Below are 26107 nucleotides of genomic sequence, written 5' to 3'. Positions count from 1 at the left end.
TAACTCAGGTCTTCAGTTAAGGTCTGAGTTAAAAGGCTATAAAAAACATAATATAATAATAAAAAATATATTTTCGAAATTAGAAATGGAAAAAAACCTAAAAGAATATCAGGCTATTATTTTTGATTTAGATGGTACTTTAGTTGATTCTTTTAGCTTCTTTTTAGGTGCTTTAAATCAACTTTCTACAAAATATAACTTTAAATCAGTAGGCCTTCATGAGGTTGAGTACTACAAACAACTCACGCCTAGAGAAATAATGAAAGAGATCAATGTTTCTAGATGGAAACTGCCATGGATTGCCAAAGATTTCATTCGTTTAATGAAAGAAAGAGATCAAGGCATTTATATGTTTGAAGGTATGCAGGATCAGTTAGTACAACTGCATAATCGAGGGTATACGCTCGCAATTATTACTTCAAACTCTAAAGAAAACTGTCAAAATCTTCTGGGTAAAGAACTCTGTGAGCTTTTTGCTCATATTGATGGTGGCTCTTCTGTATTTGGTAAGGCAAAAAGAATTAGGCGTGTTCTCAACATTTTAAATTTAAGTAAAGAGCAGGTCATTTATGTCGGCGACCAAACCACGGATGGCGAAGCTGCACATGAAGCAGGTATTGATTTTGCTGCGGTAGGTTGGGGTTATACATCGGCTGAAAAATTAAAAACCATTCAACCCAAAGTTTTGCTCAAAGATTTGGCAACCATGAAAGAATTTTTCTAAATATATGAAATACAGGATAAATTATGAGTAACAATAACAACCCGATTGGAATGATTGATTCTGGTTTAGGCGGGCTGTCACTATTTAAGCATATTCGGCAGGCCCTTCCGAATGAAGATATTATCTATTTCGCGGACTCAAAATATGTTCCTTATGGGGACAAAGAAAGTGACTGGATTGTTTCAAGAACCACTCACTTAATCTCGAATCTTATAAATGACGGGAAGTGCAAAGCGATTGTTGTTGCTTGTAACACCATGACGGCTGTAGCGATTGAAACAATCAGAGCGCAAATTAATGTGCCACTTATTGCGATAGAACCAGCGGTAAAACCCGCAGTAGCCATGACCATGAGCAAGCATATTGCAGTCTTGGCAACTGCAACCACGGTGAAGGGCAAAAACTTAAAAAGTTTAATTGAAACGTATGCGCAAGATATTAAAGTGTCTTTAGTGCCGTGTATTGGTTTGGCTGAAAAAATTGAAACGGGCAAAGCACATACTGCGGAAGTTAAGGATTATTTAAAAAACATTTTGGCGCCATTGGTCGAGCAAAAAGTCGATACGATTATTTTAGGTTGCACACACTATCCCTTTGTCGCAGATACGATTCAGGAAATTATAGGTCGTGATATTCAAATTATTGAGCCTTCGGAAGCTGTAACAGCGCAATTAATTCGGCAACTCAATCAATATCATTTAAGTTCTGAACGTACACATGAGGGGAATCATATTATTTGGACCAGTTCAGACCCGTTGGAAGTTGCGGACGTGACTTTTTCTTTGTTAGGTACTCATTTACCCGTAGAAACTACAGGTTTTTAAAGTTAAAAAAACGTCTAAGCCCATAAAAATGAGTCTACCCATAAGGGATGTAGATTTTTTGATTTCGTAAATTTTTGACTGATGTAATTGGCTAAAGCAGTCAACAAATTTAGTCTGATTTAAAAAGCTCGAGATGATTTCGGGCTTTTTTATTTAATTTTATGCAGTCATAAGCCTGAAATGAGCACCTTTGAACAAATAAAATAAAGGTTAAATAGATTTTAAAATTTTGTTTTATATGGTTATTTTAAAAAGTTACGCAACATTTACGTTACTTCATGGCATGCCTCATTTATCTTGAGTCCATTCAAATGAATAGGGCTAGAGATGATGAGTAGCTTACTCACGATACAAGATAAACAACACAGTTCAAGAATAAACATCCCCCTTGATCCTTCAACTTTGGATTTAGACGAAATATTGTTTTTAGAAGAAGTAGAAAACTATTTCACTCGATATCCCAATACCAAGCATATTGATATTTGTCTGCATGACATTAATGGCCACATGCGTGGTAAACGAATCGATGTAAGCAGTCTTAGAAAACTGAGTAAAGGGTGTTATTTTCCGCTCTCGATTTATGCGATGAGCCTAGATGGGGAGGTGATAGAAGAAACTGGATTGGGAAAACGAATTGGAGAGCCAGATTATTTTTGCAAACCAGTATTAGGAAGTTTGCAGCCTTGTCCGTTAGAGCCTGAATTGAATGCTCAATTATTATTAAGTATGAAAGAAGGGGGCGCTGATTGCGAATATGAACCACGAAATATTTTAAAGAACATATTGGCACAACTAGAAAAGCAGCATTTATATCCATGTATGGCTGCGGAATTAGAGTTTTACCTATCCGATCAGAATGCAAATGCAGGGACTATGGTATCTAGCCAGTGTTTTGATGTTCAGGCGCCTAATAGCTATCAACAGGTTCTAGATGAAGTTGAATATATTGCTGCTTTGCAAGGTATAAACATTACGGGCATTGTGGCTGAATCATCTGCTGGGCAATATGAAATTAATATTCAGCATATGGACGATATTCTTAAATTATGCGACCAAATTATGCTTTTAAAGCGCACGATCAAACAAGTGGCTTTAAAAAATGGATTAAAGGCCAGTTTCTTAGCAAAACCTGATCTTCATAAAGCAGGGAGTGGTATGCACTTTCATATGAGTCTTTTAGATCGAGCCAAACGGAATGTATTCCGTATGCGGCCAAATGAATCGGTATCAGCTGAATTATTAAAAGTGATTAGCGGGCTGATTCTACTTTTACCTCCAAGCATGGCGATACTTGCACCTAATATCAATTCTTTTCGACGCTTTCAGAAAGGCAACCATGTGCCTTTAGAGGCAAATTGGGGACTGAATAACCGCAATGTCGCAATTCGGATTCCATGTTCGGATGCTGAAAATAGTCGATTAGAATATCGAGTGGCAGGTGCAGACTGTAATCCATATTTGACCATTGCCGTGATTTTGATTGGAACATTACATGGCTTGACCCATCCTTTAGTCGTTCCTACAGCAACGAACCAAATGAGTGATCCTGCTGAACGTATTTTTTTAGCGACAAATCAGTTGGATGCTTTAGCACTGTTTAAAGAAAACCATATTTTACAGAGCTATTTGGGTAAGCGTTTTATGGAACTTTGGTGTGCTGTTAAACGTGCAGAACATCAGCATGTGTATAGTCAAATTACTTCCATAGAACAAATGTGGAATATTTAAAGCCTCAATATAGCCGTATGAATAAAGTTGAATCATCTGATAGAGAATTGACTCGCATGATCGTCAACTGTCCCTGAAATATAATTTTTAAAATGTCGATGTGGAATTATGAATGCATAAATATCATGCATCCTCTAAGTATAAAAATGATTGATATGGTGATAAAAGAACAAGGTATTTCAAAAATGAACTGAATAGAACTTTGATTCAGCATTGGATATGGTTGATCAAGAAATGATTTTTAACAGTATTTCGAATTTTAGGCAGGGTAATTGATTCAAGTGTTACATCTATGTTAGTTTTCCGCGTTCATCATTTTAGACGGAATAGGGTTGAGAGCATCTTTCGTGCTCGCTTTAATAGCGATGTGGATACATGTTGCAGTTTTTTTGCAGCCCTTATTACCTGAGAAACTCCAAATTGCTCAGGTGTGTATCACTATTGCTGAATTAGCAGTCCAGACGAAAGCAACTCAACAGACTAGCCATCATGCACATGCTGAATCTATGCATGATTTGCAAAACATGCAGAATCAGCCATCTCAGCATCAACATCATTTAGATCATCACTGTATTTTCTGTACGGTGTATGGGCATTTAGTTGCTCATTTAAATCTTGGTATCCAAGAAGTCTTTACGCGTATGCAAGTTCGTATGCTTGCATTCCAAAAAGCATTTAAGCATGTCTTTTTTGTTTTACAGCGACTATTTCTTACTCCTCAAGGGCGAGCCCCACCTTTATTTGCCTAAATTTCACAACATTTTAGTCAGAGAGCTTTTCTAAGCATGGAAAGTTCTCAGGGAATTTTACGCATTAAAGGAATTGAAATGTCTCAATTCAAGTTAAATCCGTTCCTTAAAGGAAATGGCGGTATGGTTTCGCCACATATTCAAACACAGATTAACCCTCGAATTTTTAAAGTTTTATGTAGTGTAATACTGGGTGCGATATCTGGCTTAAATGCTCAAAACAGTCATGCAGCAGAGGTTGAAGCAAAAACAGAAGCAACCCAATTGTCGACCATTACTTTAACGGCTGAAAAGCAGGATGAGCGGCATACCTCATCTCAGGCGATTACCCAATTTAATCATGACTTATTAGACGTTCCATTTACAAAGTCCCATGTTTCCAATGAGGACATTCAAAATCATCATGTTCAACGGATCAGTGATGCCTTGTCATTGGTCAATGGTGTGGTTTATCAAGACAGTTATGGTGGTGGTTTTTGGGATAATTATTCTTTTCGAGGATTTAGCACAGACCCGAATATGGGCACCATCTACATGCGCAATGGTTTAAGTTCGGTGAGTGGTATTCATACACCACGAGACATGGTGAATATCCACGCGATTGATTTCCTGAAAGGCCCGATGGCAGCAATGTATGGACAAGGGGCAATTGGCGGGATTATGAATATCACCACCAAACAGCCCGAATGGGAATCTAAAAATAGCCTAAGTGTGAGTGGTAGCACCCTTGAAGAATATCGAGCTGTATTGGATACCACAGGTGCAATGAATCAGGACGTGGCTTATCGACTGGGTTTGGCTTATGAAAATAATCAGAGCTTTCGAGATCAAGTAGATAATCAACATTACTATATTGCGCCGCAACTGGCTTGGAAGCTTTCAGCGCAAACCCAGTTGAATTTGGATACCGAGTTTGCTCAATCGAAAGGGGTATTCGACCGAGGTATTCCAATGGTTAATGGGCAATTGAACCTGAACAAGAAAACATTTTTGGGCGAACCTAGCGACGGTGATATTGAAATTCAAGATCAGATGGTTCAACTGCGCGTGAATCATGCATTTAATGATGATTGGAACAATACCACGGCAATCACCTATAGTCATGGCGAGCGGGCAGGTACGTCGACTGAAATTTCTTCCATCGCCACAGATGGACAGACCGCAAACCGTTTCCGTCGTTCACGTCAATTTGAAACCGAGACGACAAACTTTCAGTCGATTTTGCGGGGTAAATTGAATACGGGGTCAATTCGACATGAGTTGGTCACGAACATAGAAGCAGGTCACTATACGATTGATCAGTTACAACGCCGTAGTGCCGCGGGAGCATCAAGTCAGATTAATCTTAATCACCCCGTATATGGTCAGAATATTTTGCCATTAACACGAACCACCAAAAATACCAAAGAAACGCAGCAAATGCTGGGATTTAATCTGCAAGATCAAATCTTCTTGAATGATCAGTGGAATGTACTTGTTGGTGGGCGTTTAAATCGTTTAGAACAGCAAATCGATGACCATCGTAGTGGAAAATCTGCTGAACAAGCGTTTACACCATTTACTCCTCGAGCAGGAATCAATTATCAACCAACTGAGAAACTGTCTTTCTATACGAATTGGGGCAAAGCTTTTGAACTGAATACTGGATTAAATAAAAACAATGACTTGTATGATCCTGAGAAAACTGAAAGTTGGGAAGTCGGTGCAAAATATCAATTTCGAGCAAAAAGCTGGTTGGGACTCACTTATTTTGATCTCGATAAACAACATCTTTTAACCGAAGGAATCAGTGATAGTTATGTTGATAGTGGACGCGTGCAAAGCCACGGGGTTGAATTTGAATTACAACACCAATTGACCGATCAGCTACGTCTCAACGCAAATTATACGTTTACGGATGCATCTATCGTTGAGAGTGAGGTTGAGGCAAAAGGGGCAAGATTAAAGAATATCCCGAAGCATACGGCAAATTTGAGTGCGAATTACCAATTCAACTTTGCGGGATATGATGCAGGCTTGATTGGTCATGTGAATTATTATGGCAAGCGCAGTGCAAACTATATTGATAATGGTACCAGCTTACCTGATTTTACGATTGTAAATGTGGGGGCGTATGCACAACTTCGTCCTGATTTACGCGTGCAACTTAATATTGATAACCTGTTTGATCAAGATTATTACGTTGCAAGCTATACCAATAATTGGGTTCAACCTGGTGAACCACTTAAGGCAACCGCTACCTTGAATTGGACCTTCTAAATGAAAAAAACATTACTGTGTTCATTCGTTTTTGCCAGTTTATGTTTGGGCTGTAGCCAGTCAAAACAAGCTGAACATTCAACCCGTGAAACTGAAAAATCCACAAAAGCTGTAGATCCGCAATTGCAACTGTGGGTGGGGCAATACCGAGGTATTACGCCATGCGTGACTTGTCCTACGTTCTGTGATGGCTGTGAAGGATCCACAATTGACTTGAAATTAAATCAGGATCAAAGCTTTGAATTGATACGGACAGCCAATAGCGGCAACAAGAAGTCTGAAACTTTTAACGGAAAATTTGCGTTCAATGATGATGGAAAGCTCCAGATTCAACTTTATGGTGTGAAAGATCGTAACCTCATCGTATGGGGGCAAAATTATGTGGAAGTTATTGACCCAAATTCGGGGCGACCATTTGATGTATTTGAAGATTTTCAGTTAGAGAAATTGAGTTAGCATATTGTCATCAAAATTGTGATGTTAAGCTTGCATGGTGCGCATTGACCCAAGGATAGACTTTTGATATTTCCCTGAGAATTCAGGGGAATATCACGATGTTTCATCAATACAGGATTCATTTGCTCAAAGAATACTATGTGTATTGTTTGGATATGTTTTTTGGAAAAACCGAGCAATTGAATATAGGGCATATTTAAAATGTACGGGCTTATGGGAAAAATTGCATAAATCTCAAGATAGCATTTCCACTTTGAGCCAGAAATCTGTAAAATCTACGCCCATTCGTTAAGCCGTTTTTTAATCAGCGCCAAGCCTTTGGCTGATTCTTTTTGCAAACCAATTTCTTCATTGCATTCTGCTTTTAATTCAATATTTTCGACGCTTATCTGTCTGTGTAGGCATATAAGCATCATTAGGTGCCAACATGGAAATTAAAGTCAATTATCTCGATAACCTTCGACTCGAAGCTAAATTTGATGACTTTACTGTAATTGCTGACCAACCTATTCGCTACAAAGGCGATGGTTCAGCCCCAGGACCATTCGACTATTTCTTAGCATCTTCAGCGATGTGTGCCGCTTACTTTGTTAAGGTCTATTGTCTTGCACGTAACATTCCAACCGATAACATTCGCTTATCGCAAAATAATATTGTTGATCCTGAAGACCGATATAAACAGATTTTTAAAATCCAAGTTGAGCTACCAGCCGATATTTCAGAAAAAGACCGCCAAGGGATTTTACGTTCGATTGACCGCTGTACAGTAAAGAAAGTGATCCAAACAGGACCTGATTTTGTCATTGAAGAAGTTGAAAGTATTGATGCAGATGCACAAGCGCTTTTAATGCCGAATTTGGCGTCTGAACACTTGACTCATATCACAGGCAAGGACTTACCTTTAGAGGAAACCATTGCCAACATGTCAGGCTTATTGGCGAACTTAGGCATGAAAATTGAAATTGCGTCTTGGCGCAATATTGTGCCAAATGTATGGTCGTTGCATATTCGTGATGCGCATTCTCCAATGTGTTTCTCTAATGGCAAAGGTGCAACGAAAGAAAGTGCTTTAGCTTCAGCCTTGGGCGAGTTTATTGAACGTTTGAACTGTAATTTGTTCTACAATGATCAATTCTGGGGTGAAGAAATAGCCAATGCCGAATTTGTACATTATCCAGATGAAAAATGGTTCCAACCTGGTCCAAACGGTGAATTACCACCAGAGATTCTGGATGAATATTGCAAGGCAATTTATGATCCTGAAAATGAACTTTTAGGCACGCATTTATACGATACCAACTCAGGCAATATCGAGCGTGGTATTTGTTCATTACCTTACGTGCGTCAGTCAGATGGTGAAGTGGTGTACTTCCCAACCAATTTGATTGAAAACTTATATTTAAGTAATGGGATGAGTGCAGGTAACACGCTTGCAGAAGCGCAAGTTCAATGTTTATCCGAGATTTTTGAACGTGCAGTGAAGCGTGAAATCATTGAAGGGGAAATTGCACTTCCAGACGTACCTGCGGATGTACTGGCGCAATATCCGAGCATCATTGAAGGGATTAAAGGCTTAGAAGAGCAAGGGTTCCCAATTTTGGTGAAAGATGCATCATTGGGCGGAAAGTACCCAGTGATGTGTGTCACCTTAATGAATCCACGGACTGGTGGCGTATTTGCTTCGTTTGGTGCTCATCCAAATATGCAAGTGGCGATTGAACGTAGCTTAACTGAATTAATGCAAGGTCGTAGTTTTGAAGGACTAAATGATTTACCACGTCCAACTTTTAGTTCGCAGGCGGTCACAGAACCGAACAACTTTGTAGAACACTTTATCGATTCAAGTGGCTTGGTGTCTTGGCGTTTCTTTAGTGCGAAATCGGATTATGATTTTGTCGATTGGGATTTTAGTGCTGAAGGACATGCGAAAAATGTTGATGAAGCCAAAATCTTGTTTGATATCCTCAAAGATATGGGCAAAGAAGTTTATATGGCTGTTTATGAGCATTTAGGTGCTACAGCCTGCCGTATTTTAGTGCCTGGCTATTCAGAAGTTTATTTGGTTGAAGACTTAATTTGGGACAATACCAATAAGGCGTTGTGGTTCCGCGAAGACACGCTGAATTTACACCGTTTAGATGATGAGCAGCTTGAAGCCTTGGTTGAACGTTTAGAAGAAAGCGAGTTGGATGACTACACCGATATCAAAACCCTGATTGGGATTGAGTTTGATGACAATACGGTTTGGGGACAACTTACGATACTTGAACTCAAGCTGATGATTTATTTGGCTTTACAGCAATTTGAAGAAGCCAAAGACTTGGTTGAAACTTTCTTGCAATACAACACCAATACAGTGGAACGAGGTTTATTCTACCAATGTTTAAATGTTGTGTTAGAAGTTGAACTCGATGATGAAATGGAACTTGAAGATTATGAAGTCAATTTCCGCCGTATGTTTGGTGATGAACACATGGATGCAGCCGTGGGTTCAGTCGATGGTAGTGTTCGATTCTATGGTTTAACGCCAACCAGTATGAAACTTGAAGGGTTAGATCGTCATCAACGTTTACTTGATAGTTATCAAAAACTACATGCTGCACGTGCCAAATATTCGAATCTTGCCAAAGTCAAATTGTTGGCCTAATTGATTTAATTTGAGTTGCAATAAACCTAATAATTTTAGTCATACCTCTTGAAAAAGGGGTGTGACTTTTTCTTGCTGTCATTATTAAAAATGGTCTTATTTAAGCACCAAGATTTGTATATGAATGGCTGACTTTTAAACGCAGCATATAAAAAATTATTCAAAATTTTGGGCTATTTTGAGTTTTAAAAAACCATAATTTTCTAAGTGATCCATGTCAGAAGTTCTCCTGATAAGCGAAGCCAAATGCAGGGTAACTTTTTCCTTTGTTTTGTAAATATTGCTTATTTTGATCAAAAAAAGAACATTTGAAAGTTGAATTGTATATTAAAAAATTAGAACTTTATCTCCTTTGTTTTCATAAAATTTATATGAGTTTTTAAAATTTAGTCAAAATATATTTTTAAAAAATATATAAAAATAAATATATTTAAATTTTTTGTTGCTGATATTTGAAGTGAAAAATTTCATCTGATTGCGTTAAATTCTTAGAACTATTTATTAAATAAATGTTAACTATCATTTATTTGTATTTTATTATTTTGCGATACATTTTGATACAACTCTAAGCGCAATGGAACGCTAGACAATTATTTGATGATTATGAATCGAACGTTTCCTAACCATCAAACAATTGGAGAAACAACAATGCAACTGGAAAACAAAAATTGTAAGAAACGTATCGTAATTGTCGGTGGTGGAGCAGGTGGGCTCGAACTCGCGACGCGTTTAGGGAACCGTTTAGGTAAAAAAAATAAAGCCGAAATTATCTTGGTCGATGCAACTTTAACCCACATTTGGAAACCGCTTTTACATGAAGTGGCTTCAGGAACATTGAATTCGCATGATGATGAATTGAATTACTTTGCACATGCCAATAAAAATCATTTTGAGTTCTTTTTGGGGAAAATGATTAATATTGATCGCACCGAAAAAAAGATTCAACTTGCGGAATTAAGCTCTCATCTAGGTGAGAAAATTGCACCATGTCGTTCTATTGCTTACGATATTTTAGTTGTTTCAGTAGGATCAACTTCAAATGACTTTAATACCGAAGGCGCAAAAGAACATTGTGTGTGTCTGGATTCGCGTGCTCAGGCAGATTATTTACAGAAAGAGTTTTTAAATCTATATCTCCAAGCTCAAGCCAATACCCTAATTGAAGATACGCAGCGTAGCTTACTGAATATTGCGATTATTGGTGCAGGTGCAACAGGGGTTGAATTGGCAGCGGAATTGCATTTCGCGGCACATCAATTTTGTAAATATGGTTTAGACAGTATTCAACCCGATAATGTATGTATTACCTTAATTGAGGCGGCTGATCGAGTATTGCCAGTGCTGAACTCTAAAATATCAAGTTTGGCTGAAGCAGAATTAGTCAACATGGGTATTCAGGTCAGAACCAAAAGTCGAGTACAAAAAATTGATGAAACACATATTTATTTTGATGATGGAACGCAATTAGCTGCTGACTTAAAGGTCTGGTCTGCAGGAATTAAAGCCCCAGATTTTCTCAATAACATTGCAGAATTAGAAACCAATCGTATTAATCAGCTCATCGTTAAGCCGACTTTGCAAACGACACGAGATGATTCAATTTTTGCAATGGGGGATTGTGCAAGTTATACACCAAAAGGAAAGGAGCGTCCTTTAGCACCGCGTGCTCAAGTCGCCAATCAACAGGCAATTTTTTTGGAAAAAGCCTTAGCGGCTTATATCGCTGGTCAACCACTTCCAGAATTTGTCTTTAAGGATAAAGGCTCACTCGTGTCTTTAAGTGACCGTAATAGTGTTGGACATGTTATGGGCAATATCAATATTGAAGGGTTTGTAGCTCGTTTAATGTATATGTCACTATATCGATTTCATCAGATCGCTTTGCATGGATTATTTAAAACCAGCATTCTGATGTTAAAGGATGTTTTATCTAAGTCGGCTAGACCACAATTAAAAATGCATTGATATTTCACAGATAAATTTAGTTTATTGATATAAAACGGTATAGCGATTAGCTCAAATTTGAGCTAATCGCTACTCTGTTATTGGGTTAATGATCAGGTTAAATTTGAGCTTATTTTGTTCTTATGCAAATTTTCTTGAAATTCATGATCATTGTGCGTGCTTTAATTCAATAATTTTCATGTTTTATACCGTCTAGGGACGCATAAGAGTTTCAAGTTATGATTTCGACAGAATTGTAGTCTGCAGCTATCCTTACTTATGCCATGTCGTAAAATGCTAAATCAATGTCGTCTAATGCGAAGTTGTCACCCTAGCTATGTTGTAGTTTGAGTACATGCTTCTTTAAGCACCGAATAAGAATACGACACGGATAGTAAAATGACGATGAATAAAGCAATCAGGTTCTATGAAACAGGAACCCCTGAAGTAATGCGTTACGAGGATATAATAGTCGGTGAGCCGGATACTGGGCAAGTAAGACTGCGACATGTAGCTGTTGGTTTGAACTATGCTGATACTTATTTTCGTGATGGTACTTATCAAATTCCTTTAGCCAATGGTATGGGGGTAGAAGCTGCAGGTGTAATTGAAGCTGTGGGTGAGGGTGTGACCGACTTTAAAGTCGGGGAACGTGTAACTTACACAGGGTTTTTAAATACCTTAGGTGCATATAGTACGGCACGTTTAATTGCAGCAAATGTTTTAATCAAATTACCAGAAGAAATTTCCTGCGAGACAGCAGCTGCAATGACCATGCGCGGTTTAACTGCTAGTTATTTAATGCGTCGAATTTATGACTTTAAGGCAGGAGATACAATTTTATTACACGCTGCGGCAGGTGGTGTGGGTTTGATTGTGGCGCAGTGGGCAAAGTTACTCGGTTTAACGGTTATTGGCACAACCTCTTCGGATGCAAAAGCTGCGATTGCCAAAGCACACGGGTGTGATCATGTAATTAACTATAGCCATGAAAATGTTGCAGAGCGTGTACGTGAGTTAACCAATGGTGTTGGTGTTAATGTCGTTTTTGACAGTGTGGGTAAAGATACCTTTATGTCGTCTTTAGACTCATTAAAACGTCGTGGTTTAATGGTGTGCGTTGGTACGGCATCAGGGCCGATTCCAGACTTCAACCCAGTTTTGCTGGCACTAAAAGGCTCATTATATATTACTCGTCCAGCACTTGCAGACTACATTGCCGACCCAGTGGAGAAACAAGCTTTAGCCAATGAACTGTTTGATCATGTCGCAAGTGGTCGAATCAAAATTGAAATTAATCAACGTTATGAACTGAAAGACGCAGTACAGGCACATCGTGATTTGGAATCACGTAAAACCACAGGTTCTTCTATTTTTGTAATTTGAAAAGGATTTCATATGCAAATTGAACAATTAAGCTGCCATATTGGCGCAGAACTAAGCGGGATAAATCTGGCAGATGCAATTCATGATGATGGTCTGTTCTCTGAAATTCGCGCTCTTCTTTTAAAACATCGTGTTTTGTTCTTAAGAGATCAAAATCTAACTCGTGCTGAGCATGTGGCATTTGCAGAGCGTTTTGGACAGTTGGAAGACCATCCTGCGGTGGGAAGTCATCCAGAGCATCCGGGGTTGGTGCAAATTTATAAAAGTCCAGAAAGTCCAATTGATCGCTATGAAAACGCGTGGCATAGCGATGCCAGTTGGCGCAAAGTTCCACCAATGGGTTGTGTCCTGCGTTGTATTGAGTGTCCTCCAGTTGGTGGCGACACCATGTGGACGAATATGGTGATGGCGTATGAAAATTTACCAAATGATGTTAAGGCCAAAATTGCCAATTTACGCGCTTACCACAGTATAGAAGCTAGCTTTGGTGCAGCGATGCCGATTGAAAAACGGTTAGCTCTGAAACAACAGTTTCCAGATGCAGAGCATCCTGTGGTTCGTACCCATCCAGAAACAGGCGAAAAAATTCTGTACGTGAATGCATTTACGACGCACTTCAGTAATTTTCATACCAAAGATATGGTGCGTTTTGGACAAGATGCCAATCCGGGTGCTGCTGATCTAATGCGTTATTTAATTTCACAGGCTTATATTCCAGAGTACCAAGTTCGCTGGCGTTGGAAGCCAAACAGTATTGCCATTTGGGATAATCGTAGCACACAGCATTATGCTGTCATGGACTATCCCGCATGTCACCGCAAAATGGAACGCGCGGGCATTATTGGTAATGCCACTTACTAAGTTTAAGAATTAGAACATTTTACTCAATTCACAATTTGAACACTATACGAGGAGATGCACATGCAATTCTTTGATGATTCTTTGCACCCAGAAAATATGGAAAAAGTGGTTATTACGGTTGCACCTTACGGCCCAGAGTGGATGCCAGAGGATTTTCCAGAAGATATTCCAGTAACCATGGATGAGCAAATCCAAAAAGCGGTGGAGTGTTATGAAGCAGGTGCATCGGTACTTCATTTGCACGTGCGTGAACTTGATGGCAAAGGCTCAAAACGCTTATCTAAGTTTAATGAACTGATTGCAGGTGTGTGTGAAGCTGTACCTGACATGATTATTCAGGTCGGTGGTTCAATTTCATTTGCACCTGAAAGTGAAGGTGAAGCTGCCCTTTGGCTTAGTGATGATACGCGCCATATGCTCGCAGAACTAACCCCAAAGCCAGATCAGGTGACGGTTGCAGTGAACACTACGCAAATGAATATTATGGAACTTCTGTATCCTGAATATTTGAAAGGTACATCACTTGAACATCCTGCCATTCAAGAAGCATATGCCGAAATGACTGTACCCGCAGGACCGGCATGGTTAACTGAGCACTTAAAGCGTTTGTGTAAAAATGGCATTCAGCCGCACTTTCAATTAACTGGTATGCATGGTTTAGAAACCTTGGAACGGATGGTGCGTAAAGGTTTATACATGGGGCCATTGAATCTGACATGGATTGGTATTGGTGGCGGTTTTGATGGTCCAAATCCATTTAACTTCTTTAACTTTATTCACCGTGTCCCAGATGGCTGTACTTTGACCTCAGAATCATTGCTTAAAAACGTTTTGCCATTTAACACCATGTCTATGGCGATGGGTTTGCATGCGCGTGTAGGTAATGAGGACACAATTATCGATCATCGTGGTGAGCGTTTTAGTTCTGTGCAGCAAATTCAACAAACTGTTCGTATTGCGCATGAGCTTGGTCGTGAAGTAGCAAATGGCAAAGAGGCACGTGAGATTTATCGCATAGGCGTGCAATACAACAGTATTGAAGAGACCTTACTCGCCAATGGTATGGCACCGAACCGAAAAGTAGGTCAAAAAGGGGTTCCTCAACGTACTGGTGAAATTATATTTGACCAAACGTCATATGACATAAATCGTAAAGTTGGTTAATGGTTAACGTATCAAACGAACGCAACAACAGCCGAGTCAAATGGAATGTTGGCTTGGCTAAGATACTAAGTTGATTGTGCGGCGGATCAGGCACAATTTTTATGAAGAATGAGAATTAGAAAGTATAAGAAACACAAGGAGGTCGTATGGGTGCACATCAGTATGCCAGTTCTACAGATGGCTTAGATACATCAGTCGACATACCACGTAAGTATGCGTGGTTAGTTTTTGCTTTAACTTTTGGTTTGCTTATTTCGGACTATATGTCGCGCCAAGTGCTTAATGCGGTTTTTCCTTTAATTAAAAATGAATGGGCCTTGTCAGATAGTCAGCTCGGGTTATTAAGTGGCATCGTCGCTTTAATGGTTGGATTGTTAACATTACCTTTATCTATATTGGCTGACCGTTTCGGCAAAATTAAAAGTCTCACTTTTATGGCTGTGTTATGGAGTTTGGCAACGCTTGGTTGTGCAATTGCGGAAAATTACCAACAGATGTTTATCGCCCGTTTTATGGTGGGTGTCGGTGAAGCAGCTTATGGCAGTGTAGGGATTGCGGTAGTTGTAGCCGTCTTTCCCCGTGAAATGCGTGCAACATTAGCCAGTGCATTTATGGCAGGTGGAGTGTTTGGTTCCTTCTTGGGCATGGCTTTAGGTGGTGTTATGGCTGAACACTATGGTTGGCGTTGGGCATTTGGTGGCATGGCGGTGTTTGGGTTGTGTTTAGCACTTTTATACCCAATGGTCGTCAAAGAGAAAAAGATAGGAATTCAGTCCCGTAAGATTAAGTCTGAAGCCAAACCTGATCAATTTAAACAACCACTAAAATCTATTTATTCCAGCCGTTCTGTGCTTGCAACCTATATTGGCAGCGGTTTGCAGTTATTTGTTGGGGGCACAGTCATCGTTTGGTTGCCGAGTTACCTCAATCGATTTTATGGCATGAGTACAGATAGAGCAGGTGTTATCGCTGCGGTGATTGTGCTGAGTAGTGCAATTGGCACCATTCTTTGTGGAATGTTGTGTGATCGTTTGGGGCGTAATCGACCTGATCGCAAAGTGAGCCTAGCAATCGCATTTTGCTTGATTGGTTGTGTTCTGTTGTCAATTGCCTTTGGGATGCCTGCTGGAAATGGGCAACTGCTCATGATCTGTATTGGGATGTTTATTGCACTTGGAACCAATGGTCCTTCTAGTGCGATGGTCGCAAACCTGACCCATAATTCTGTACATAGCACAGCATTTGCAACCTTAACTTTAGCCAATAATTTTCTTGGTTTGGCTTTAGGTCCTTTGGTTATTGGAAAGATATCAGATGTGATTGGCTTACACAGCGCCTTTCAACTTATGCCTTTAATGTGCATCGCTGCGGCAGCCGTTTTTTTCTATGCTAAACGTCACTATCTTCGAGACATCACTCGTTTTGAAGCACAAACCAAATTGGAACCGACTCAGTTATTTAATACAGGTGATCGCTGATGTCTCGTTTGATTCATATTGATGTGTATTTTGATTTTATTTGCCCTTGGTGTCTGATTGGCAAACGGCAATTAGAAGCGGCCATTCAATTGCTACAACAGAGCGATCCTGATGTAGAAGTCAAATTGCAATGGAAAGGCGTACAGTTATTAACTGAAATTCCAGAAGAAGGTGTTCCTTTTCAAGCTTTCTATTTAAAAAGATTAGGGAGTATTACCGCAGTTCGAATGCGTCAGAATCAAGTACGTCAAGCTGCAAAAGCTGTTTCCTTAGAGATAAATTTTGATCGTATTCAACGTATGCCGAATACAAGAAAAGCTCATCAGTTAATTAAGCATATCGAAACTAAGGGCGATCTGATGTTACGGAATCGGCTATTAGAAGGAATATTTTCAGCCTATTTCTTGCATTCAGAAGATATTGGGGATGTAACAGTTCTAAAGAGGATTGCAGCCTATTTAGGAGTCCTTGAAGAAGAATTGAACAATATAAGTAATACAACAACGACGCCATTTTTGTCGGCAAATACAGGAGGAAAGGGCGTGCCATATTTTGTATTTGATAAAAGTTTTGCGATTGCAGGGGCTCAATCAGCAGATGTGCTTTATCAGGCAATGCTTGAGGTTCTTGCTACACAAGGACAAGCCGTATGACAGTTCGTTTTGAAGTACCACAAGAAAAAATTCCTAAGCTAGGTGAACGAGCCTTTTTAATCATAGGGAATAAGGCATTGGCATTATTTAACATTGCAGCTCAATTTTATGCCATTGATGATCGATGTCCACATCAAGGAGCTTCATTATTTGGAGGAAAATTAGACGGGCGTGTAATTCAGTGCTGTGCACATGGTTTGCGTTTTGATTTAACAAATGGATGTTTGATCAATTCAACACAACTAAAAGTTGCCTCATACCCTGTAGAAGTCATTGGCGAACAAGTATTTATTAAGTTGAATGCTGGAGAATAGTGTGAGTAATTTGAGTCAACTTGATTATATGCAACAAATTGGTCTGCATCAAAAAATCCGAGAACTCACACCAGGGTTCACGGTCAGTTTAGTAGCCGCTGCAGCAGCAAGCTTTCTTTCGGAACATTATGGCGCACCTGTAATGTTGTTCGCGTTATTGTTAGGTATGGGATTGAATTTTCTGGCTGTGGAAGGAAAGTGTAAAGCAGGCATAGAATTTACTGCCAAAACAGTCATGCGGGTCGGTATTGCTTTGCTTGGTATGCGGATTACATTAGGACAAATTACAGCATTAGGTTGGCAACCGGTGGCATTGGTGATCATACTCATAATTGTGACGATTTCCGTATCTATATTCGTTGCGAAATGGATCGGTTTTCAGAAACTATTTGGTATGTTGACGGGAGGAGCTACCGCGATTTGTGGTGCGTCAGCGGCACTCGCAATTTCTGTTGCATTACCAAATCATCCCAATAAGGAAAAAGCGACATTATTTACAGTCATTGGTGTATCTGCACTGTCTACTTTGGCAATGATTGTATATCCAATGATTGCCCACTGGCTGGCTTTATCTCCAAAAGAAGCAGGTATTTTCTTAGGGGCAACTATTCATGATGTCGCTCAAGTGGTGGGTGCAGGTTATAGTATGTCCGCGGAAACGGGTAATACCGCAACTGTAGTTAAGCTTATGCGGGTGGCTATGTTGTTACCTGTTATTGTTTGTGCTGCCACGATTACACGTATGCAAGGTGTCTCATCAGATGGAAAGCGACCACCTTTATTACCATGGTTTGCTGTGGGATTCCTAATTCTTGCTTGTGTTAATAGTTCTGGCTGGGTTCCAGTTATGGTGCAAGGTGGTATTAATGAGTTATCTCGTTGGTGCTTGATTATTTCAATTAGTGCTTTGGGTATGAAAACACAATTGAAAGAACTCGCAACGGTGGGTATTAAGCCGATCCTTTTAATGATAGGTGAGAGTGTTTTCCTTGTTTTGCTGGTCTTAACCATAATGCATTGGCTGTTCTAATCTCTTTTATCAAGGTTAGGGATAGAGGTTTCATGGTTTCAAATGTTTGTTCTGTGAAACTTCATCTCAGCATCCTTTACTTAATAGAAGGGTTTTGTTGATTACGCCATATTGTTGGTGAAACACCAAATTGGCTAATAAACCAACGAGTAAATGAGCTGGGTACAGAATAGCCCAAAATGTCGGAAACTTGAGCCAGTGAGTAATTTAAGTTATTCAAATAACGAACCACTAGTGTGCGACGTACATCGTTGATTAAAATGCTAAAGCTAGTTTCAGCAGTTTCTAATTTACGTTGCAGTGTACGTACATTCACGCCGTGTGTTTGAGCAACTTGTTCAATGGTCGCACGTCCCATAGGTAAAAGAACATAGATACTTTTACGAACTTCAAAAACAGTTGAAGATTCATTTTCATGTTGCAATATATCAATATCGAGATAACGTCGGGCATGATCTGCCATTGCAATATTGGCTTGTGGGTTTGCTTTATCCAATTCAGAAGATGTACAAACAATACCATTGAACTCACTACCAAATTCGAGTAAACAACCAAAGACCCGTTGATGAATGTTTAAATTCTGCGGAGCATCATGTGTGAAGTGTATACTGAGTGGGCGCCATTTCTGTGATAATAAAGCAGCACAAAAGCGGTGTGTGATTCCTAGAGCGAGTTCAATTGCTTGGCGACTATATTGCTGGGTAGCAGAGATCACTTCGATGTGAATAATGACTGTATGGCCAACTTCTTCAATATATATTTCTAAAGCATTATTAATGAGGTTTCGATAGCGAACAATTGTTTGTAAAGCATCACGCAAGGTTAGCTGATAATTGAGCAATAAGCTTAGTTCCCCAAAATCTGCAATTTGGCGTTGTTCTGCCATATGTAAGCCAAAAGTTTCACAACCACTCTCCTGAGCAGATTGTTCTAAAAGCTGAATGGCTTTGTCTACAGAAATTCGTAATTTTGGATCATTGAGTTGAGTAGGATAAAGCCCGACATTTGACAATAAATGGTAAGGATTGAGGTTTAACTGTTGGCTCACATTTAAATAGTTTTTGAGCATAGCTGTATGCGCGAGAGGAACCACGATCTTTTTCCTTCTGTATTTTAACCATCCTGGTTAGTTTCTAGTTATAACGAAAATATCAGATTTAGCAAAGTATTCGATATTGCTTCTACACCATAGCTTAGACCAAACCCACTCAATTTCTAAAATTGTTAACACCTTATTGTCGTCAAATGAAAAGGCATTGTCGCGAAATGTATATCGAGCGTTTAACTGAAAACTTATTGTGAATAAGAAATAAAAATAACCATTAGCCTGAAAGAGCAAGGAGCTCAGGGTGTAGAACTATGGAAAAAATATTCACACACGCGACAGTTTTGATTATTCCAGGGTTACGGGATCATGTAGAGGATCATTGGCAAACCATACTGGCATCACGTTTAGGTAAAGTTTATTCAGTACCGCCCGTGGAAACAGAGAAGTTAAATTGCGCAAACCGTGTGGCACGGATTGAGGCGGAACTCAGAAAAATTGAAGGGCCTGTTATTTTGGTGGCGCATAGTGCGGGTGTATTGATGACGATACATTGGGCTGCTTTGTATCAATATAACATTCAGGGTGCACTTCTAGTTACACCACCTGACTTGTCTGAAAGCTGGCCTGATAGTTACCCAAGTCCAGAGACGCTTAAAAAAGAAGGTTGGTGTCCATTACCGAGTCAAAAACTACCTTTTCCTAGCATTGTGGTTGCCAGTACCAATGATCATTTAGCAACATTTCAAGCTGTTGAAGCTATGGCGAAGATATGGGGAAGTCAATTGGTTAATGCAGGAATAGTCGGACACTTGAACCCCGCTTCTGGTTTTGGGTATTGGCCTCTGGCGGAGCAATTGATTTTGCAGCTAGATGCTCTGCAAATTAAAAGTGTTTCTTAGTTTGTAGATGAATTCCAATATCTAAAAATGATTTCGTGTAAATGACTGAACGACTAATTGGTATGACTTAAAGATAAATTCGTACATTTTAAAACAGTCAATTTAAATATCGGGCCAAAGGATGGCTTTACAGAATAAATAGAGATGTGGAGCAAAAATGTTGAATTTAAACAAAAATGCTGCATGGTCAGTCGTGGCAAAGTAAGCCGAATTTTCAGCATTCTTATTGAAATTAATCACAGTATTTAAATTAAATCATATCGATATGGAGATGATATGGTCAGTTATTTTGTTTCTTTGAATGGACAAAATCATCATATTTCACTGATGAAAAAAACGGTTCTTTGTTTAAGTCTGAGCTTGGCTATGTGTGAGGTTTTCGCTGCAAGTTTCGATTTAAATGGGGAATGGAAGCTTGAAAGCAAAACGTCGCTCAGCTATGGGACAAATTGGAGTACTCAAGGTGCTTCTAGTTCACTGGTCTATAAGCCTGATGCGAACTACATTGGAAAAGATGGTCATAGCATTGATATTAATGGTGATGACGGTCGCGTGAATTTCAATGAAGGCGATGCAATATCTCAAGTGATCAAAGGCTTGAGTGAGCTCAGCTTAACAGGAAAACAGCAGGGTGCTGTTGTTAGTGCAAAGTATTGGTATGACCATGCCTATGAAACTGGAGAAGGTGACTTAAAAGCCTTTGATGATTCTGCGTGGCCACGACTTGCTAATTTTAAAGGTATCGACTTGTGGGATGCTTATATCTGGAAAAACTTTGCTTTAGATCAGGGTCAAACGGCGAGTATGAAACTAGGCAAGCAGACTTTGCAGTGGGGCAAATCACAATTCTTCCAAAATGGATTAAACAGTGTAAGTGCTTTTGATTATGCTGCGATGAATCGTCCAGGTGGTGATACTAGAGAGCGTGTGATTCCAACAGAAATGTTTTCTTTTGAAGCAGGCATAAACCCGTATTTAAAGTTTGCTGGTTTCTATCAGTTTAAATTTAGACCCTCTGTGGTCGATGGCTGCGGAACATTCTTTGCTATTTCAGACTTCGTACCCGAAAACTGTGGACCAATTCTGATTACTGTCATGCCAGGTGATAAACTGTCTGATATCGCTTTACAGAACAAATCTTATATTCCGCGGAGTGAAAGTCGATATGCTAAAGACAGTGGACAGTATGGATTTTCTTTAAAACAAACTTTGCCTAAGTTCAATAATGCTGAGCTTGGGTTGTATTTTGCAAATTATCATAGCCGCAATGCTAATTTTGATGGAACCGCTGTAACTGCAGTCGGCCCTACAAATTTTAATACAGCGCAATTTTTCTCAATCTATCCAGAAGATATCAAAATGTATGGACTGAGCTTGGCAGCAAAAGTCGGTACGACATCTGTTTTTAGTGAATTAAGCCACAAACCTAATCAGCCTTTGCAGTTTAATGGTACAGATATTGTTTATGCTCAGGTCTTAGACAAAAATACGCCACTGACGGATAGAGGAACTTCTGCTGAATTTGGACAATATTTACAAGGTTATGTGCGTGCACCTGTAACACAGTTTTCATTTGGTGTCAGTGATAGCTTGAACAATGTATTGGGTGCGAATACCCTGAATTGGGCTACTGAATTGGCCATGAATCATATTGGTGATATTGGTAACTATCGCTTTGGTCGAGTCGGTGCATTTGGACGCAGTGAACTGTCATCTGGTGCTTATAATCCTGAAACCAAGGAAAATCAATGCACGCCTTATGGTACAGCGCATCTATCCAATGATGAAATTGACCATTTAAATAAACGTTTTTGTAACACAGATGGCTTTTTTACCCAATGGTCATATGGATACCGTTTACGTGGCGCTCTGACTTATAAAGATGTGCTACCTGCCATGGTTATTATACCAAGTGTGTTGTTTCGCCACGACCTATATGGCTTTAGCCAAAATTTTCAAGAAGGACAAATGAGTTTGACTGCGGCTGTTTCGGCAACGTATCAGCAAAAATATAATGTAGAGTTTGCTTACGTAAACTTTTTTGGTTCCAATAATTTCAGTACTATTGATGATCGAGATTTTGCATCAGTTGCATTTAAAGTTAATTTTTAAGTGTCGGTGATTTTGTTATAGCAATCAGTTTCTCAAGGCGTATTCAGTAATTCAATAGTGTGTTCAATCAAAAAATTCAGCAAACTAGGGGTTCAAATCTATTCCGACAAGGCTATTAAATGTTGTCAGATGAATAAAGACATATTTTGCTTGTTCTTATCTATGGTGATTGGCTTTGAGTTCGATCTTATTAAATCAAATTTGGCTCAAGCAGTTTTCATCGTCTAGTGAATGAAATCCATATACATCTGACAATTTTAGATGGATTTACACAATAAGATGGATCTTATTCCACAAACTGTTGCTATTTATATTGATGGAGAAGGCATTCATTTTGTAACAGGATTGTTGTCATGAATTAGTCGAGTGAATGGGCGTTGTTGTACGACGCGATATGCAGATTTGTATTGCTGTGCATTTTTTTTAAAAAAATGCACAGTGAACTAGATTTTAATAAAGTTGATAATGCCGTAAAGACTAGGATGTATTTAATATCAAACGATGATATTAATATCAGCGAGTAACCCACTCCACAGTCTTTTGCATGGTTTCTTTCAGCTCGGTTGGAGGGATTTTCCATTGTTGATTTAGTCGATTGAATGCTCCCAGATCGAGCTGCTCAGTTCTGATAAAGTTTAGCATTTCAGGGGACATATCTAGTTTTTTGGCTAACCATTGCCACTTTAAAAGCCATGTTAGAAAAGAGATAGAAATAAAATGGCGTGGAGGATTAATTTCTAATGACTGAGCAACAATCTGTACTAAAGTTTGAAGCGATATTTGCTGAGGATTCGCCACTAGAATTTCCTGCTTAACTGTTTCAGGGTCTTCACTAGCATGTACCATAGCATTCACCAACATAGTAACTGATACCAAAGGTAGAGAATGTTGTGGTGTACCAGGAAGAGCACTCATTTTTCTTTGTTGAAGCTGTTGAATTAGAGCAGTAATAGGTTGAGATGCTGGAATTTCCCCCGTTATTTCATCTCCAATCACGGTGGCAGGGTGGATGACTGTCCAAGGTATATTTAATAGGTTTGCTTGTTTAATCCAGTTAAAATGCCCTTCAATTTTTGAAGCTTCATAAGCGCCTAATGCCTCATAAATTTTTGGCCAGTCAGTTTTTTCGATATGTTCTCGGAATATGCCCGCTGCTTTTAAATGCTGATCGAGGGTCAACATAAAGCCTGACAAGTGTACTGCACGTTCTAAATGGCAATGTTTGTTCACGCTATGAAGCAGATTGGTTAGTCCATCAACATTGACAGCTTTAGCCTGCTGCATAGACAGATGCCATTTGAATAATGCACTAGCATTATATAGATAATTCACCTCTTTCAATGTTTTCCAGTCTTCAGGCGATAACCCTAAATTGGGTAAAGTAATATCGCCTTGAATAAAACTCAGCTCTTGATCATTGATGTTTTGCTGTGTCAGCCAACTGCGTAATTGAGATTCTTGTTCATTGATATTGCGACATAAAGCAAACACTTTTGCATGATTTCTAAGTAATTGTGCGACAAGGAACTTACCAATAAATCCAGTTGCACCGACTACAAGTGCAGTTTGCGATGACATAAGCATAAAATTAAACTCGATTAATTGTTAATGCTTAAGCTAAACTGTGGAGTATAGTCCACGGTCAAGAGTTTTTTAAAAAATATAAAAGGAAACTGAATATGCTAATCGGCGAGCTATCACAACAAATTAATTTAAGTCGGGACACAATCCGTTTTTATGAAAAGATGGAATTGATTCAGCCTTTGGTACGCAATAATGGCTACAAGGATTATCCTGAACAAACGCTGCAACAACTAAAACTTATCCAGACTGCTAAAAATCTAGGCTTTACACTTGCTGAAATAAAACAAATTATTAATATCGTGGGAGAAAACGAGATTCCCGCTGAGCAATTTCAACTAATTTTGCGAGAAAAATTAGTGATGATTCAGGAGAAAATGGGACAATTGCAACATATACAAAATATGCTTGAAAATTTGCTAGGGGGCGAACCTTGTCCTTTAAGGAAAGGATGTGAAGTCATCGAATTGAAATAGTAATGAAAAAGACCTTATTTAAAATGCTCCTTTGATGTGACTTTTAAAAGAGTAATTGTGTGATGTCATATTTTAAGTTTAAGAAATTTTTATAAAAACAAGCTTATATAAAATTAATAAAAAAGCGCTTATCTTTTGATAAGCGCTTTTAAAATTTTGGAGCGGGAAACGAGACTCGAACTCGCGACCCCAACCTTGGCAAGGTTGTGCTCTACCAACTGAGCTATTCCCGCAATATGGATGTGCATTATAGAGAGTTTAATTTGACTGTCAACTCTCTATAATGCAATTGCTGAATTAATCAGCACGACGCCAAACTGTACCTTGGCGTGTATCTTCCAAAACCACACCCTGATCCAATAGTGACTGACGAATGCCGTCAGCTTTTGCGAAATCCTTCGCTTTCTTCGCATCTTGACGTTGTTGAATAAGATCTTCGATATCAGCTTCAGACAAGCCTAAAGCTTCTTGCCCAATATCTGACTTTAAAAACTCTTCAACGTCATGCTGTACCAGACCTAGAATGTTGGTGAGGTGACGCAACGTTGAATAATAAATTGCTGCTTGTTCAGCATTTTCTTCTTTGACTGAACGATTGAGCTCTTTGTTAATTTCAAACAACACAGCAATTGCTTCGGCGGTATTAAAGTCATCACGCATTGCAGCATTAAAACGTTCAACCAAAGCATCATCTAGCTGTTCAACCACATTGGTGCCGTATATTTGTTGATAGGCTTTGAATGAGTGGTAGAAACGGCTTAATGTAGTTTTTGCTTCTCTTAAAGCCACATCAGAGAAGTTCACTGGGCTACGATAGTGTGAAGACACAATAAAGTAACGAATGACTTCAGGATGGAATTTATCCATTACATCACGGATGGTGAAGAAGTTGCCTAAAGACTTCGACATTTTTTCGCCATCCACGTTAATAAAGCCCACGTGCATCCAATAATTTACATATTGTTCGCCTGTCGATGCTTCACTTTGGGCAATTTCGTTTTCATGGTGTGGGAACATGAGGTCCGAACCACCACCATGAATGTCAAAATGGTTGCCTAAGCAGCATGTTGACATGGCAGAACATTCAATATGCCAACCTGGACGGCCATTGCCCCAAGGCGAAGCCCAAGCAGGCTCATTTTCTTTGGCATGCTTCCAGAGTACGAAGTCGAAAGGATGTTTTTTCTCAACTTCCACATCAACACGTTCTGATGCGCCTGCTTGCATATCGTCAAGTTTACGACCTGAAAGACGACCATATTTTGCAAATTTTTCCACTTGGAAATAGACATCACCATTATTTGCAGGGTAGGCAGTGCCTTTATTAACCAAATTACCAATCATGCTTTGCATCTGGTCAATATATTCTGTCGCACGCGGTGCTGCATCTGGGTGTAAACAGCCCAAATTCTCAGCATCTTCATTCATGGCTTGAATAAAGCGGTCGGTAAGCGCAGTAATGCTTTCACCATTTTCATTGGCGCGTTTGATAATTTTGTCGTCAATATCGGTAATGTTACGAACGTATTTGACGTTCCAACCCTGACTACGTAAAAAACGAATGATATAGTCGAATGCAACCATTACACGCGCATGTCCAATATGACAGTAGTCGTAAACGGTCATGCCGCAGACATACATGTCGATATGACCTTCTTTACGCGGTACAAATTCTACTTTTTTACGTTGCTCTGAATTGTAAAGAACAAAAGGTTGCATAGGGCTTACATATTGCGATAACAAAAAGATTTCTCATCATAACGTAAGGTCCATG

General features: G+C 39.3%; 21 protein-coding genes and 1 tRNA gene. 18 read left to right on the top strand and 4 right to left on the bottom strand.

Annotated features, from left to right (window positions below; translation table 11 throughout):
- Positions 1–85: 85 nt before the first annotated feature.
- The 15 genes from I593_RS05265 to I593_RS05195 all read left to right on the top strand — a co-directional run bounded on the left by I593_RS05265 (position 86) and on the right by I593_RS05195 (position 18217).
- On the top strand, positions 86–724 hold the full coding sequence (locus tag I593_RS05265) for an HAD family hydrolase (RefSeq protein ID WP_016166536.1): 639 nt from the start codon (positions 86–88) through the stop codon (positions 722–724).
- Positions 725–747: 23 nt separating this feature from the next.
- Positions 748–1548 (top strand): glutamate racemase, encoded by an 801-nt coding sequence (gene murI / locus I593_RS05260; RefSeq protein WP_016166535.1) that lies wholly within the window; start codon positions 748–750, stop codon positions 1546–1548.
- A gap of 330 nt (positions 1549–1878) precedes the next feature.
- Positions 1879–3276, top strand: coding sequence for a glutamine synthetase family protein (locus I593_RS05255; protein ID WP_026441088.1), 1398 nt, complete (start codon positions 1879–1881; stop codon positions 3274–3276).
- Positions 3277–3602: 326 nt separating this feature from the next.
- A complete protein-coding gene (locus tag I593_RS05250; RefSeq protein WP_035302224.1) occupies positions 3603–4025 on the top strand; it encodes a DUF2946 family protein in 423 nt (140 codons plus the stop codon).
- A 78-nt stretch (positions 4026–4103) separates the two neighbouring features.
- Entirely contained in the window at positions 4104–6284 is a 2181-nt protein-coding gene (locus I593_RS05245; protein ID WP_081401226.1) for a TonB-dependent receptor, read from the top strand.
- Positions 6285–6740, top strand: a complete 456-nt coding sequence (locus tag I593_RS05240; protein ID WP_016166531.1) for a copper resistance protein NlpE N-terminal domain-containing protein — start codon at positions 6285–6287, stop codon at positions 6738–6740.
- A 427-nt stretch (positions 6741–7167) separates the two neighbouring features.
- Positions 7168–9387 carry an OsmC domain/YcaO domain-containing protein gene (locus I593_RS05235; protein WP_016166530.1) on the top strand — a complete coding sequence of 740 codons (2220 nt, stop codon included), beginning with the start codon at positions 7168–7170 and terminating at the stop codon, positions 9385–9387.
- 648 nt (positions 9388–10035) lie between these two features.
- Positions 10036–11352 carry an NAD(P)/FAD-dependent oxidoreductase gene (locus I593_RS05230; RefSeq protein ID WP_016166529.1) on the top strand — a complete coding sequence of 439 codons (1317 nt, stop codon included), beginning with the start codon at positions 10036–10038 and terminating at the stop codon, positions 11350–11352.
- A gap of 378 nt (positions 11353–11730) precedes the next feature.
- Positions 11731–12717 (top strand): quinone oxidoreductase family protein, encoded by a 987-nt coding sequence (locus tag I593_RS05225; RefSeq protein ID WP_016166528.1) that lies wholly within the window; start codon positions 11731–11733, stop codon positions 12715–12717.
- Between the two features lie 12 nt (positions 12718–12729).
- Positions 12730–13578, top strand: coding sequence for a TauD/TfdA dioxygenase family protein (locus tag I593_RS05220; protein WP_016166527.1), 849 nt, complete (start codon positions 12730–12732; stop codon positions 13576–13578).
- A 60-nt stretch (positions 13579–13638) separates the two neighbouring features.
- Positions 13639–14742, top strand: coding sequence for a beta-keto acid cleavage family enzyme (locus tag I593_RS05215; protein WP_016166526.1), 1104 nt, complete (start codon positions 13639–13641; stop codon positions 14740–14742).
- A gap of 146 nt (positions 14743–14888) precedes the next feature.
- Entirely contained in the window at positions 14889–16220 is a 1332-nt protein-coding gene (locus I593_RS05210; protein ID WP_016166525.1) for an MFS transporter, read from the top strand.
- On the top strand, positions 16220–16873 hold the full coding sequence (locus tag I593_RS05205; protein ID WP_016166524.1) for a DsbA family oxidoreductase: 654 nt from the start codon (positions 16220–16222) through the stop codon (positions 16871–16873). The genes I593_RS05210 and I593_RS05205 overlap by 1 nt, the downstream gene beginning before the upstream one ends.
- Positions 16870–17187 (top strand): Rieske (2Fe-2S) protein, encoded by a 318-nt coding sequence (locus tag I593_RS05200; protein WP_016166523.1) that lies wholly within the window; start codon positions 16870–16872, stop codon positions 17185–17187. The genes I593_RS05205 and I593_RS05200 overlap by 4 nt, the downstream gene beginning before the upstream one ends.
- Before the next feature lie 28 nt (positions 17188–17215).
- A complete protein-coding gene (locus I593_RS05195) occupies positions 17216–18217 on the top strand; it encodes a YeiH family protein (RefSeq protein WP_026441084.1) in 1002 nt (333 codons plus the stop codon).
- A gap of 76 nt (positions 18218–18293) precedes the next feature.
- On the opposite strand, the gene I593_RS05190 is transcribed toward I593_RS05195, so the two are convergent.
- On the bottom strand, positions 18294–19310 hold the full coding sequence (locus I593_RS05190; RefSeq protein ID WP_016166521.1) for an AraC family transcriptional regulator: 1017 nt from the start codon (positions 19308–19310) through the stop codon (positions 18294–18296).
- 266 nt (positions 19311–19576) lie between these two features.
- Here I593_RS05190 and I593_RS05185 point away from each other — a divergent pair, with 266 nt between their 5' ends.
- Together I593_RS05185 and I593_RS05180 are read left to right on the top strand one after the other, a co-directional pair.
- Entirely contained in the window at positions 19577–20164 is a 588-nt protein-coding gene (locus I593_RS05185) for an RBBP9/YdeN family alpha/beta hydrolase (protein WP_016166520.1), read from the top strand.
- A gap of 276 nt (positions 20165–20440) precedes the next feature.
- A complete protein-coding gene (locus I593_RS05180; RefSeq protein WP_016166519.1) occupies positions 20441–22276 on the top strand; it encodes a DUF1302 domain-containing protein in 1836 nt (611 codons plus the stop codon).
- A 513-nt stretch (positions 22277–22789) separates the two neighbouring features.
- Here the strand turns inward: I593_RS05180 and I593_RS05175 are convergent.
- A complete protein-coding gene (locus I593_RS05175) occupies positions 22790–23860 on the bottom strand; it encodes an SDR family oxidoreductase (protein WP_016166518.1) in 1071 nt (356 codons plus the stop codon).
- Between the two features lie 95 nt (positions 23861–23955).
- Here I593_RS05175 and I593_RS05170 point away from each other — a divergent pair, with 95 nt between their 5' ends.
- A complete protein-coding gene (locus I593_RS05170; protein ID WP_016166517.1) occupies positions 23956–24333 on the top strand; it encodes a MerR family transcriptional regulator in 378 nt (125 codons plus the stop codon).
- Between the two features lie 157 nt (positions 24334–24490).
- Here the strand turns inward: I593_RS05170 and I593_RS05165 are convergent.
- Together I593_RS05165 and cysS are read right to left on the bottom strand one after the other, a co-directional pair.
- Positions 24491–24566: transfer RNA gene (locus tag I593_RS05165), tRNA-Gly, on the bottom strand.
- Positions 24567–24630: 64 nt separating this feature from the next.
- Entirely contained in the window at positions 24631–26052 is a 1422-nt protein-coding gene (cysS, locus tag I593_RS05160; RefSeq protein ID WP_026441083.1) for a cysteine--tRNA ligase, read from the bottom strand.
- Positions 26053–26107: the final 55 nt, after the last annotated feature.

Origin of the sequence: Acinetobacter tandoii DSM 14970 = CIP 107469 (genome assembly GCF_000400735.1) — a bacterium.
Taxonomy (GTDB): Bacteria; Pseudomonadota; Gammaproteobacteria; order Pseudomonadales; family Moraxellaceae; genus Acinetobacter; species Acinetobacter tandoii.
Note: the sequence above shows the minus strand (reverse complement) of the source record. Positions and strands in the feature narration are given on the sequence as shown.